Below are 13,049 nucleotides of genomic sequence, written 5' to 3'. Positions count from 1 at the left end.
GAAAAACCTACGCAGGACGCCATACTGACACTATGACAACCGAAAACCCGACCGCACTCAACCTGCTGAGCGAAATTCGTCCGCGCGACCTACCGCAACCGCGTCAAGCTGCCATGGCACTGATTCAGGCCTGTACGCGCGCCGATGTCACCACCGATGAACTGGCGGAATTGGCATGCCAGGATGCGACGCTCACCGCGGAGTTGTTGCGCGTGGTCAATACGCCTTTTTTCGGCCTGGGCAGGGAAGTGACGTCGGTGAAACGGGCGGTTACCGTGCTGGGAAACCGGGCGTTGCGCAACCTCGGACTCTGCCTCGCCGTGCGCGATGCCCTGCGTCCGGATGCGATCTCCGGCCTCGATCCCGCGCATCACTGGGAGGATGCATTACGCCGTGCCACCAGTGCCCGGCTGCTGGCCAAAGCGCTCGGTCAGGACGCCGACGAGTGCTTTACCCTTGGGCTGCTTCAGGACTGCGGCCTGCTGGTCATGTTCATGCGCTGGCCCGAACGGCTGGAGGAATTGCCGGAGATCCTTGCAGCCGATCCCGACAACCGCTACGCGCTTGAACAGCAGCACTTCGGCGTGACTCACGACCAGGTGGCCGCCTACCTGGCTCGACAGTGGGGCTTGCCCGAGGAGATAGCCGCCCTGCTCGACCAGCATCACCACTGCGGGACGGCAGCGCCCGAAGAGATAGAGACCCGTTGTCGCATACTCTACTGCGCCGACTGGCTGGCCGCGGTCTATTCGGTCGAGGACAAGACCCACGTCATCGACAGGTGCCGCAAATTACTCCGCAAGCACTTTGATTTTGACTCGCACACCGCCGATCAGCTGCTGATAGCGGTGCCGGAGACGGTGGAAGAAGCCGCTGCGGCCCTCAGCCTGACAATTCCCCAGCAAAGCGATTTCCAGGACATTCTGCGCGAGGCCAACCTGCGGCTCAGCGAGGAGAACCTGAGCTATCAGGAACTCACATGGCGTCTGGAACAGACCCTGCGCGAACGCGATCAGTTGGCCGCGGAACTCGACCGCGAGATCGAGATGGCGCGCGAGATCCAACGCAGCCTGTTGCCGCCACCGCTGGACGATGCGCTGATCGTCGGCGTCAATGTCCCGGCACGTGACCTCTCCGGTGACTTCTACGACTTTTTCCGCCTGCCCGACGGCAAAATTTTCTTCAACCTGGGCGACGTATCCGGTAAAGGGATGAACGCCGCTTTGCTGATGGCCAAGACCACCAGCCTGTTCCGCTGCCTGGGTAAACGCATTCACGATCCGGCGCAGTTGCTCACCCAGATCAACGATGAAATCTGCGAAACCACCATTCGCGGCATGTTCGTTACCATGATTGCCGGGCTCTATGACCCCTCGCGGGGCACCATCCGCATCGCCAATGCCGGCCATCCGCCGGCGCTTTTGTTCCGCGGTACCAAGTTGAGGCAGTCGTTCGGTGCTCAGGCACCACCCCTGGGAATAGTGCCGGGGATGGATTTCCCGGCCGGCGAGGTCAGTCTGGACGGCGGCACACTGGTCATCGTCTCCGATGGCATCACCGAAGCGAAGCGTATCGACGGACAGGCATTAGGCGTTAAGGGATTGGTGGAGATGATCACCACCTCGGAATCCCAGGCCCCGCGCGATCGCGTGGAGCGAATCGTCCAGCAGTTGCGCGCCACACCCGAGGCGCTGCACGATGACATGACGATACTGATGGTGGGCAATCACCATGGGCAGGGTTGAACAGCTTCTCACGCTCCGCGTGCCGGCCGAAGCCGCGGCGCTGAAAGTCGTCCGCGAACAGCTTCAGAACGCGCTGGAAGGGACCGGGGTCGATGGCGATACGCGGCATCAATTGGTGGTTGCGGTGAACGAGGCCTGTATGAACGTTATTCAGCACGCCTACGGGGCACAGCGATCGGGCGATATGGTGCTGATGCTGGAGCGCGAATCGGGTTGGCTCACGTTCCGGATTATCGATTTTGCACCAACCGTGGACACCAGCACGCTGCAACCGCGAGACTTGTCCGAAGTGCGACCCGGTGGTTTGGGTCTGTCATTGATCCATAAGATCATGGACGAAATCCGCTACCCCGCACCCCCGCCCGATGGCGGTAACGTGTTGGAAATGCGCAAACGGTACCCACCCGCGATAGCCGATGGAGGCTAGATCCGATAGGCTGTTGGTCACAAGCGTAGGAGTAGGTCAATGGAGTACCCGGTACACGTGGAGGGGCAATTCACAGTCATCGCGCTCACCGGTGATGTGGATCTGCAGCAATCGCCACAGGCTCGCAAGCAGATATTGCATCACGTACGTGCCAGCGCACATGTCTTGATCGATCTCTCGGCTGTGAAGTATATCGACAGCTCAGGCGTTGCAACCCTGGTGGAGGGGTTTCAGCTGGCGCGCGAGCAGGGCCGGGTATTCGGGCTGGCCGGCGTCAGTGATACCGCCATGCAGGTGCTGCATCTGGCGCGGCTCGACAAGGTATTCGCCATCCGCAGCTCCATTACCGACTGGCTTCAGGAACCTCTGGAACGCTGATGCGCACCGCTGTAGAACAACTGGGGAGGCGCGTCTACGGGGCGATCGAAGAGCTCGGCTATATCACCACGCTGCTGGGCGAGTGTCTCTACTGGCTGATTTTCGGCGCTTCGCGACGTCAGGCGGTACGCCTCGACAGTGTCTTTCGCGAGGCGATGCAGATCGGCGTCCAGGCTATCCCCATCGTTGCGGTACTCTCCTTCGCCGTCGGCATCATGCTCGCAATCCAGGGTATCGAAACATTGAAGAAGTTCGGCGCCGAGGCGCAGGTGGTGGTCGGCATTGCACTCTCGGTGACGCGCGAGTTTGCGCCACTTATCGTTGGCATTCTGGTGGCCGGCCGCTCGGGATCGGCGATCACGGCGCGCATCGGCACCATGCATGAGTCGCAGGAGATCGATGCGCTACGGGTGATCGGCGTCAATCCCGTGCGCTATCTTGCTGCTCCCCTGCTGCTGGCGATGCTGATCATGGTTCCAACACTCACCATACTCGCCGACTTCATGGGGCTGCTGGGCGGCGGCGTGTTTACCGCCGCCGAACTGGGCAACTCGCTAAGCGTCTACGGCTCGCAAACGCTCGAGGTGCTGACCACGGAGGACATCTACCAGGGCCTGGTCAAAAGTATGGTGTTTGCAGTCATCATCACGCTGGTGGGTGTGGCCAACGGTTTTCAGGTTCGTGGCGGTGCCGAGGGTGTCGGCCGTGCGACAACCCGTGCGGTGGTGCTCTCCATCAGCGGCATCGTGGTCTCCGACATGATCTTCACCTACTTCCTCAATCGCTAGATACCGGGGCATGACGATTCCGCCACGCGAACCGCTGATCGAAGTCACGGACCTGGTCACCCACTACGGTGAACGCCAGATCCTCAAAGGGATCAATCTCACCGTTCATCGCGGTGAGATCATGGTGATCATGGGCGGCAGCGGATCGGGCAAAAGCACACTGCTCAGGCATCTGCTCGGGCTTGCCCATCCCACATCGGGCAGCATCCGCCTGCTGGGGCGCGACATCACCCGCATGAGCGGTCGCGAACTCGATGCCCTGCGCAAGGAGATGGGGGTCGCCTTCCAGGGCGGTGCGCTGTTCGGCTCGATGACGGTCGGCGAAAATGTGAGCATGCCGCTGCGCGAGCACACACGGCTCGACCGCAACACCATTGAAATCATGACCCGCATGAAACTCGAAATTGTCAATCTGGCCGGCTTCGAAAAGCTCAAACCCGCTGAACTTTCGGGGGGCATGATCAAGCGCGCCGCTCTGGCGCGGGCCGTGATCATGGATCCGAAAATGCTTTTCTTCGACGAGCCCTCGGCGGGACTCGACCCCGTCGCCGCGGCGGAACTGGACGAGCTTATCCTCAAACTGCGCAGTGCGCTCAATATCACTATCGTGGTGGTGACCCATGAATTGGAGAGCGCTTTCAAGATCGCCGATCGCATCACCGTGCTCGATCATGGTGAAATCCTCCTGACCGGCAGTGTCGACGAGGTGCGCAACTCCGATCACGAACGTATTCAGGGCCTGATCAACCGCCTGCCGCGTGAATTGGAACCGGATGTCGACGCCTACCTGCGGCGTCTGACAGGACGTCCGTAAACGATATGACCGCGCTCGACTCCCTGCCAGGCGGCGAAACGATTGGCACCATCGGACATACCCGACAACACCTGCAGATGCAGGCAACGCTTGATCGTCGATTGGTTCCGTCAACCAGCACCCGCCTGTGGTATCTTCAGTCCAACTTTTCGAAGCTTTCGATGTGCCCGGCAGTCTGAGCACTCAATAAGCGGCGACAGGGTTTATTGGGCAACAATAAAAATTCATCGAGATGAAACGCGACAACGTCAATTATCTTCTGGTCGGCCTCTTCACCCTGACCATGTTCGGGCTGCTGCTGGTGGTGCTGTTCCGTATCACCGGGCGTGATGTCAGCGCCGAACAGTACTACGCTCTGTTCGAGCAGGTGCCGGGCGTGCGCAGCGGCACCGCAGTCACCTACGGCGGTTTTCGTATCGGCCAGGTGCTGGCCATCACGCCGCAGCGCGACGCGGCGCGCACGCGTTATCGGCTCACTCTGGCGATCCGTTCCGACTGGAAAATCCCCGAAGACAGCGTCGCCTATATCATTGCCCCCGGGCTGCTTTCGGACAAAGTGGTCAATATCGAAGAGGGACGCAGCACCCAACAGCTGAAATCGGGCGCCACGCTGAGCGGGGCTGATCCGCAGGATATCTTCGTCACCATGAACCGCGTCGCCCTGGAGATGGAGAATCTGTCACGCAACGGCATCCGTCCCTTGTTGACCAACCTCAACGAACACGTCGACCGTCTCGCCACCGATGTGGGTGACAAGCTGGGCCGGGTGACCAGCGAAGTGGAACGTTTGCTTGGCAACCTCAACGATAGCGCCGGCGAACTCAACAAACTGATGAGTCCCGATAATCGTCAGCGGGTAGTCACCTTGCTCGATCAGAGCGAACGCATTACCCGTGACCTGGCACAACTCGCCGGCGAATTTCAAGGCGCAGGCAAGCAACTCGAAAACCTGCTCAGCGAATCTCACGCGTTAGTGACGGAGAATCGTACCGACCTGCGTATGGCGGTCGAAACCCTGCGTGACTCACTGAGTACCGTCTCGCAGAACATGGACAGCATCGTCCACAATCTGGAGAGCACCAGCCGCAACTTCAGCGAATTCAGCCGCGAGATTCGCCACAATCCCGGTCGACTGCTGAGTGGAGAATCACCCGCCGACAAAGCCACGGAGGCGGCGCAATGAACAGCATTCTCCGCACCATTCTGCTCCCACTCACCCTGGGCGCTTTATTGACCGGTTGCGTGGGCTCCGGCGCCCTGCCCGAACAGCGTTTCTATCGCCTGCCGGAGCCTCGGCCGACGCCTGTAGCCAACCCGGTCATTACCCGGTCGTTGGGCATCCCGCGCCTGCGGGCGAACGGGCTCTACCACGAACGTGCGCTTCTCCATTTCGTCCCCGAGCAGCCGCTGGATCTGCGTCCCTACCACTATCACCACTGGAGCGACTCGCCGACGCTGTTGATCCGCGATCACCTGGCCAGCTATCTGGGCGCTGCGGGTGCTGTCCGCGAGATTTCACGCTTTCAGGATGAGGGCCGCGCCGAGCAAAAACTCTACGGCCGGCTGATCCGTTTCGAACGCGAGGTGACGACTACCCGCATCGTGGTTCACATCGCACTGGAGTTCAGCCTGGACGCGGGCCATCAGGTACTGCTCCCTGCGAAACGCTATGAGGTGCGACAGGAGGCCGCCGACCGCACGGTACACAGTACGGTGCAGGCCTTCGGAACGGCCCTGGAAGCGATCTACGGAGAGTTGCTGGCCGATCTGCGCACCGTTACGCGCTGATCAGCCACCCACCCCTTGCATCAGCGCCCCTATCGCCGCCGCCAGATCGGGCGAACGCGCCGGATTGCGAAAGCTCTCCAGCAGCAGCGCCCGCATCCCCGGTACGAAAAGCAGGTCGCGCATCACCATCGGAAAGAGTTCTCCGCCCGCCGTACTGCCCGCCAGGGCCTCCAGGTAGCGCAGACGCAGCACTTCGTCCTCCAGGGCCTCCCGCGCGCGACCGGCAATCGCGATATTCGTGAAGCGCACGTCCGCGCCAAGCAGGTACTGGCAACCAAAAGAGCACCTGGCAGCCGTCTAGGCTGAAATGGCCAACGCTATGTCGCGCTGCGAGGATCTGAAGCAGTGCGCTGCCGGTTGAACGTTTCCCGAGGTTTCACGCGGGCGGTGGTTCGTCAGCGCTTGCTGCGCACAATCTGGTATGCACGCCCGAAATAGCCGAATGGCGCGCTCCAGATATGCACCAGCCGGGTGAACGGCAAGAACAGAAAGACCGACATACCGAGGAACATGTGAAATTTGTAGACCGGGCTCACTTCCATGACCAGCTTCGGATCAGGATGTAGATAGAGAATGCTCTGCACCCACTCCGCAAGTCTGAGCATCGTCTCGGGGTTGCCGCCGCTGGCATGCTGGATGGAGGTCGGGATGGTCAGCAAGCCGGCCGCGGCAGTCAGGGCCAGCCAGCCCAGGATATTGATGTCCATCCAGCGTGAGGCTGAACGCACACGTGAATTAGTCATGCGCCGGAACCAGAGATACACTGCTCCGATGAGGCATGCGCCGCCTAACACCGTGCCGGCGATAATGGCAATCCACTGATGGGTCATGTCGGAAATTCCGAGCGCCAGAAATACAAAGTGTGGCGTCAGCAGCCCGATAATGTGGCCAAGAAACAGTCCGATGATGCCGTAATGAAAGAAGTTGCTGGCGAAGCGCATACCGCCTTTCGACAGAAGCTGGCTGGAATCGCTCTTCCAGGTGTATTGCTCATTGTCGAAACGGATCCAGCTGCCCAGCAGAAACACGGTGGTGGCAATGTAGGGATACACTCCAAAGATGAAGTTATGCAGCAATTCCATAGTCGGCTCCTTTTTGATATCCGAGGTTGGCTGTATTCACTTGTGTACTCACAAGGAGCGGAGGTGGGCGCTGCATGATGGCGCCGCCCAGTTGACCGGCGGATCGAAATCGCCATCATCGAGGCAGGGATCCGTTTTCACCGTGGCGGCCGGTGTGACCGGATCGCCTGCCTGCCCGACCAGCAAGCTGCGCGATTCGACAAGATGCACCAGCCTGGCATAACTGCTGCCCGCCTCTTCGAGGTTGGTGCATAGTTGCCTGAGAACCTTGTTCCAGCGAGAAAGAAATACCTTGTCCTCCCCCGCCTCCAGCATTGAGACGAATTCCAGCATCAGCGGCAGGAAATCGGGTAGTTCCCTGGTATTGATCTCGAATCCGCAATTCTTGTAGAACTCGCTCAAATCAATGAGCGCCGGCCCCCGGTTCTTGTCCTCACCGAGCAGATGATGCGTCAGGTGCAGGCTGTGCTCCGGCACCATGTCGAAGGTGCGCACATACTCTTCTTCCACGGCCGTGGGGTCGGCCGAGGCCAATGCTTCAAGCTCCGCAAGGAAAACGGCGAGGACGGTACGCTCGTCCGGAGAAAAATCGCCCTGGGCGGCAATCGCGGTGCGAATTTCCGGCAGCGCCTCGCGCAGGGTGGCGTCTGGATATCCCAGCAGGGTTGAAACGATACGGTAGAACATGATGCGGTCTCCTCTCAGTGCTCGTCGGCGGTCGGTGCGGGTTGTTTGGGTTCGACCGTTTCCTTGCGCCGCTCAGGGAACAGCGACTTGCTGCTTATACCTGGCGAGGAATCGTTGCCGAAGGTGAAACCGATCTGGCCCTGGAAGCCGTAGGGGTCCTCCTGATTCAGTTCATCGTGGCCGGTGGGGATGACAAAGCGATCTTCGTAGTTGGCGATGGCCAGCAACTTGTACATGTCCTTTGCTTGTTGCTCGCCCAGACCGACGGCGTCGAGGGTGCGGGTATCGGCTCTGCCGTCCACATGCACAGAGCGCTGGTAGGAGCGCATGGCCAGGAGCTTGTTGATGGCATCGCGGATGGGTTCTATCCTGCCAGCAGTCAGCAGACTCGCCAGATACTGCAGGGGTATACGCAGCGCGTCACCCGTGGGGATAGCGCCGTCCGGCTCCGTTGGCAACTGATCCTGGTCAATGGCGGACTGCACGGGAGAGAGCGGCGGCACGTACCAGACCATGGGCAGGGTGCGGAACTCGGGGTGTATCGGAAAGGCGATCTTCCATTCCATGGCCATTTTCCAGATCGGCGATTTGCGTGCCGACTCGATCCAGTCCTCCGGCACACCATCGCGTCTTGCGGCTGCGATAACCTCTGGATCGTTGGGATCCAGGAAGATGCTGCGGTGGGCTTCGTAGATGTCCTGCTCGTCCGAGGTCGAAGCAAGCTGCTCGATCTTGTCGGCGTCATAGAGCATAACGCCGTTGTAACGGATACGGCCAACGCAGGATTCGGAACACGCCGTCGGCATGCCGGACTCGACGCGCGGGTAGCAGCCGATACACTTCTCGGCCTTGCCCGACTCCCAGTTATAAAACACCTTCTTGTAGGGACACGCAGATACGCACTGGCGCCAGCCGCGGCACTTGTCCTGGTCGACCAGTACGATGCCGTCCTCCTCGCGCTTGTAAATCGAGCCGGAGGGACAGGCGGCGACGCAGGCAGGGTTGAGGCAGTGGTTGCACATGCGCGGCAGGTACATGTGGAAGGTGTTCTCGAATTGCGCGTAGATCTGCTTTTCGAGACCCTTCATGTTCACGTCCCTGGCGCGCTTGTCGTACTCGCCGGCCAGGTCATCTTCCCAGTTAGGCCCCCATTCGATCTTGTCCATTTTCGCACTGGTGATCTGCGAGATCGGCCGCGCGGTCGGTGCCGCCTCGGACAGTGGTGCATTCTGCAGGTGCGCGTAGTCGAAGGTGAAGGGCTCATAGTAGTCGTCTATTTCCGGCATGTCCGGATTGGCGAAAATGTTGAGCAGGCGCCACAGCTTGCTGCCGGACTTCAGTTGCAGCTTGCCATTCATCAGTTCCCAGCCGCCGCGCCAGACTTCCTGGTTTTCCCACTGCTTGGGATAGCCGATCCCGGGTTTGGACTCGACGTTGTTGAACCAGGCGTACTCGACGCCTTTGCGGTTACTCCAAATGTTTTTGCAGGTGACCGAACAAGTGTGACAGCCGATGCACTTGTCGAGGTTGAAGACGAGGGCGAATTGGGCACGAACTTTCATGCGAATCTCCTATCTATTCCGTATCAACGCGGGCCGATGCCGACAGGGTTGAGTTGCACTTCGCCTTCCGGCGTCAGCGGTCGTTCCAGCCAATCCACGTCCTGATCCGCAATCTTATGCACCACAACGAACTCGTCGCGCTGGGTGCCGACGGTACCGTAGTAGTTGAAGCCGTAGGCCAGCTGGGCGTAGCCGCCGACCATGTTGGTCGGCTTGACCACCACGCGCGTCACCGAGTTGAGGATGCCGCCGCGCTTGCCGGTAGAGGGCGAGCCGGGAACGTTCACGGTCTTCTCCTGGGCGTGGTACATCAGCGCCACGCCGCGCGGAACGCGCTGCGAGACAACGACGCGGGCTACCGTGGCGCCGTTGCCGTTCACCGCCTCGACCCAGTCGTTGTCCGCCAGGCCGATGCTCCTGGCGTCATCCTCGGCGATCCAGAAGTAAGGGCCGCCGCGAAACAGGTTGAGCATGCGCAGGTTGTCCTGGTAGGTCGAGTGGATACCCCACTTCGAGTGCGGCGTGATCCAGTTGAGCACCAGGTGCGGTTTCTTCCTGATGGCAGCCGGCGCAGCCTCGATCGCTTTCATATCGAGACCCGGCCGGAAGGCGCAGAAACCCTCGCCGAAGTCCAGCATCCACTCGTGGTCCTGGTAGAACTGGGCACGGCCGGTCAACGTGCGGAACGGGATGTGCTCGTGGATATTGGTGTAGCCGGCGGTGTAGGAGACCTTCTCCGACTCGATGCCCGACCAGGTCGGCGCGGTGATGATCTTGCGCGGTTGGGCCTGGATATCGCGGAAGGTGATCTTGTCCTCCTGGCGACCAGCGTACAAATGGTGGTGATCCACGCCGGTTTTCCGTGACAGCGCTGTCCAGGACTTGTGCGCCACTTCGCCATTTGTTTCCGGCGCCATGCGCAGCACCGCCTCGCAGGCGGCGATGTCATCAGCGATGCTCGGCATGCCGTTGGAGATACCGTCCTCGAGGACAGTGCCGTTACGCACTTTCAGTTCCTCGTACTCTATCTCGGTATTCCAGTCGATGCCTTTGATGTTGTTGCCAAGCTTGGTCATCAGCGGACCAAGCGCGCAGTACTTCTTGTGCGTGTTCGGGTAGTCGCGGTCGACGACCTTGAGCAGTGGCAGCGTTTTGCCTGGAATCGGTTCGCACTCGCCGCGTTTCCAGTCCTTGACACCGAGAGGTTGCGCCAGCTCAAAAGGCGAATCGTGGTGCATCGGCAGCGCGACGACGTCCCTGCGCGTGCCAAGATGCTTCTCGGCGAGCTTGGAGAACGTCTTGGCGATGTTCTGGAAGATCTGCCAGTCGGACTTCGATTCCCAGCCCGGGTTCACAGCCTCGGCCAGCGGGTGGATGAAGGGGTGCATGTCCGTGGTGTTGAGGTCGTGCTTCTCGTACCAGGTAGCGGTCGGCAGGATGATGTCGGAATAGGCACCAGTGGAATTCAAGCGGAAGTTGATGTCCACCATTAGATCGAGCTTGGCGGTCGGGCCATTCTCATGCCATTTGATTTCCTCACAGGCTTGCCCGTCGGTGCCTTCCTGCATGACGCCGTTCTGCGCGCCGAGCAGGTGCTTGAGGAAGTACTCGTGGCCCTTGGCCGAGCAACCGAGGAGATTGGCCCGCCAAACGAAGAGGTTGCGCACGTGGTTCTCGGGCGCATCGATGTCTTCATACGCAAAAGCCAGCTTGCCGGACTTCAGCTGCTCAATCATGTACTTGGCGATGCCGGCCTCGTCGGTGGCGCCGTCCCTTTCGGCTTCGGTGACCACGTCGATCGGGTTCTTGTTGAAGTGCGGAGCCGAGGGCAGCCAACCCATGCGCTGCGCGACAACGTTGTAATCTGCGAGCTGATAGCCCTTGTAGCGGGCCTTGGCGTTTTCAGCGAGCAGACCGTCGGCGGAGACCTTCTCGTAGCGCCACTGGTCGGTATGGAAATACCAGAACGTCGTCGAGTTCATGTGACGCGGCGGGCGGTGCCAATCGAGTGCGAAGGCCAGTGGTGCCCAGCCGGCCTGCGGCCGCAGTTTTTCCTGACCGACGTAATGCGCCCAGCCGCCGCCGCTCTGGCCCACGCAACCGCACATGTGCAGCAGGTTCATGATACTGCGGTAGCTCATGTCGTTGTGGTACCAGTGATTGATCGCCGCGCCCATAATGACCATGGACTTACCCTTGGTTTTCGCGGCATTGTCGGCGAACTCACGGCCGGTGCGGATCAGATCGGCGCGCTTGACGCCAGTGACCTTTTCAGCCCAGGCTGGCGTATAGGCAACGTTGGCGTCGTCGTACGAGGTGGCGACGTTGCCGCCGCCCAGGCCGCGGTCGATGCCGTACTGCGCGACCTGCAGATCGAACACGGTGGCGACCAACGCCTCCTGGCCGTTGGCCAGATTGACCTTGCGCACCGGCACGTTGCGGTAGAGCAGCCCCGGCTCGCCCTGGTTGAAGTGTGGGAAACCGACCGAAACCACATCGTCCATGCTGTCGATGCAGCTCAGTTCGGCGACGATCTCTTCCTGGGTGAGCGCGTTCTTGGGCAGCGTGTTCCACTTGCCGTCTTCACCCCAACGGAAACCGATACTGCCATTCGGCACGACGAAAGATTTGCTCTTGTCGTCATAGACAATAGTCTTCCACTCGGGGTTGTTGGTTTGACCGAGCGAACCGTCGAAGTCTGAAGCGCGCAGTGTGCGGTCGGTGGCATAGCCCTCGCCGTACGGACGCAGCATCACCTGCATCGGCAGATCGGTGTGAGTACGGGCGTACTCAGTAAAATAGGGGTCCTGCCTGGCGATGTAGAATTCCTTCAGCGCCACATGGCCCATGGCCAGGAAGGCGGCCGAGTCCGTGCCCTGTTTGACCGGCATCCAGAGGTCGGCAAACTTCACGTATTCGGCATAATCGGGCGCCATCGAGACGACCTTGGCGCCTTTGTAGCGCACCTCGGTGGCAAAGTGTGCGTCCGGCGTGCGCGTCATCGGCAGATTCGCGCCGGTGATGATGAGGTAGGTGGAGTTGTACCAGTCGGCGGCTTCGGGGACGTCGGTCTGCTCACCCCAGGTCTGCGGGCTGGCGGCCGGCAGATCGCAGTACCAGTCGTAGAAGGAACCGCAGGCGCCGCCGATCAACGACAGGTAGCGCGAGCCAGCGGCGTAGGAGATCATCGACATGGCCGGAATCGGTGAGAACCCAAAGATACGATCTGGACCATGCTTGAGAATGGTGTAGATGTTGGCGGCGGCGATGATCTCGGTCACTTCATCCCAATGGGTGCGCACGAAACCGCCCAGGCCGCGCACGGCAGTGTACTTGATGCGCTTGGCCGGATCCGTCTGGATGGCTTCCCAGGCTTCGACCGGATCCTTACCGGCCTTGCGCTCGGCGCGATACAGGTCGAGCAGGCGGCCGCGGATCAGCGGATGCTTGATGCGGTGCGGGCTGTAGAGATACCAGGAGAACGAGGCGCCACGCTGGCAGCCACGCGGCTCGTGGTTCGGTAGATCGTCGCGGGTACGCGGATAGTCGGTCTGCTGCATTTCGAACGACACCAAGCCATTCTTGACGAAGATCTTCCACGAGCAGCCGCCGGTGCAGTTCACACCGTGGGTGGAGCGCACCACCTTGTCGTGGCGCCAGCGATTGCGGTAGGCGTCTTCCCATTGGCGGTCTTCGTTGGTGACGATACCGTGACCGCCGGAAAATGTGCCCTGGATACGCTCGAAGAACTTCAGTCGATCGAGGAAATGACTCATCG

Annotated in this window: 12 protein-coding genes; 7 read left to right on the top strand and 5 right to left on the bottom strand. The window is 60.5% G+C overall.

The features are described 5' to 3' along the window. The first annotated feature begins 32 nt into the window (after positions 1–32). The 7 genes from DWQ09_00175 to DWQ09_00145 all read left to right on the top strand — a co-directional run bounded on the left by DWQ09_00175 (position 33) and on the right by DWQ09_00145 (position 5,940). Positions 33–1,745: an HDOD domain-containing protein gene (locus tag DWQ09_00175; protein KAA3630484.1), complete on the top strand. Its 1,713-nt coding sequence runs from the start codon at positions 33–35 to the stop codon at positions 1,743–1,745. Further along, the gene (locus DWQ09_00170) at positions 1,732–2,172 is read left to right on the top strand and encodes an ATP-binding protein (GenBank protein ID KAA3630483.1); all 441 of its coding nucleotides are present in this window, start codon (positions 1,732–1,734) and stop codon (positions 2,170–2,172) included. The genes DWQ09_00175 and DWQ09_00170 overlap by 14 nt, the downstream gene beginning before the upstream one ends. A gap of 39 nt (positions 2,173–2,211) precedes the next feature. Continuing rightward, positions 2,212–2,550, top strand: a complete 339-nt coding sequence (locus tag DWQ09_00165) for an anti-sigma factor antagonist (GenBank protein KAA3630482.1) — start codon at positions 2,212–2,214, stop codon at positions 2,548–2,550. Then, entirely contained in the window at positions 2,550–3,338 is a 789-nt protein-coding gene (locus tag DWQ09_00160; protein KAA3630481.1) for an ABC transporter permease, read from the top strand. The genes DWQ09_00165 and DWQ09_00160 overlap by 1 nt, the downstream gene beginning before the upstream one ends. Positions 3,339–3,348: 10 nt before the next feature. After that, positions 3,349–4,152: an ABC transporter ATP-binding protein gene (locus DWQ09_00155; GenBank protein ID KAA3630480.1), complete on the top strand. Its 804-nt coding sequence runs from the start codon at positions 3,349–3,351 to the stop codon at positions 4,150–4,152. Between the two features lie 232 nt (positions 4,153–4,384). Next, positions 4,385–5,335: an MCE family protein gene (locus DWQ09_00150; GenBank protein KAA3630479.1), complete on the top strand. Its 951-nt coding sequence runs from the start codon at positions 4,385–4,387 to the stop codon at positions 5,333–5,335. Then, positions 5,332–5,940, top strand: a complete 609-nt coding sequence (locus DWQ09_00145; protein ID KAA3630478.1) for a hypothetical protein — start codon at positions 5,332–5,334, stop codon at positions 5,938–5,940. Before DWQ09_00150 ends, DWQ09_00145 begins: the two co-directional genes overlap by 4 nt. Here DWQ09_00145 and DWQ09_00140 read toward each other — a convergent pair whose 3' ends face one another. The 5 genes from DWQ09_00140 to DWQ09_00120 form a co-directional block, all read right to left on the bottom strand. Next, complete coding sequence (locus tag DWQ09_00140) at positions 5,941–6,204, bottom strand: DUF3549 family protein (GenBank protein KAA3630477.1); 264 nt, start codon at positions 6,202–6,204, stop codon at positions 5,941–5,943. A gap of 131 nt (positions 6,205–6,335) precedes the next feature. Beyond that, a complete protein-coding gene (gene narI, locus DWQ09_00135) occupies positions 6,336–7,022 on the bottom strand; it encodes a respiratory nitrate reductase subunit gamma (protein ID KAA3630476.1) in 687 nt (228 codons plus the stop codon). Between the two features lie 48 nt (positions 7,023–7,070). Further along, complete coding sequence (gene narJ, locus DWQ09_00130) at positions 7,071–7,712, bottom strand: nitrate reductase molybdenum cofactor assembly chaperone (GenBank protein ID KAA3630475.1); 642 nt, start codon at positions 7,710–7,712, stop codon at positions 7,071–7,073. Positions 7,713–7,723: 11 nt separating this feature from the next. Further along, positions 7,724–9,271 carry a nitrate reductase subunit beta gene (gene narH, locus DWQ09_00125; GenBank protein KAA3630474.1) on the bottom strand — a complete coding sequence of 516 codons (1,548 nt, stop codon included), beginning with the start codon at positions 9,269–9,271 and terminating at the stop codon, positions 7,724–7,726. A 23-nt stretch (positions 9,272–9,294) separates the two neighbouring features. Beyond that, complete coding sequence (locus tag DWQ09_00120; protein ID KAA3630473.1) at positions 9,295–13,047, bottom strand: nitrate reductase subunit alpha; 3,753 nt, start codon at positions 13,045–13,047, stop codon at positions 9,295–9,297. Positions 13,048–13,049 lie beyond the last annotated feature (2 nt).

The organism is Pseudomonadota bacterium (assembly GCA_008501635.1).
In the GTDB taxonomy this organism is placed as follows: Bacteria; Pseudomonadota; Gammaproteobacteria; order QQUJ01; family QQUJ01; genus QQUJ01.
This window is presented reverse-complemented; position numbering and strand designations above follow the sequence as displayed.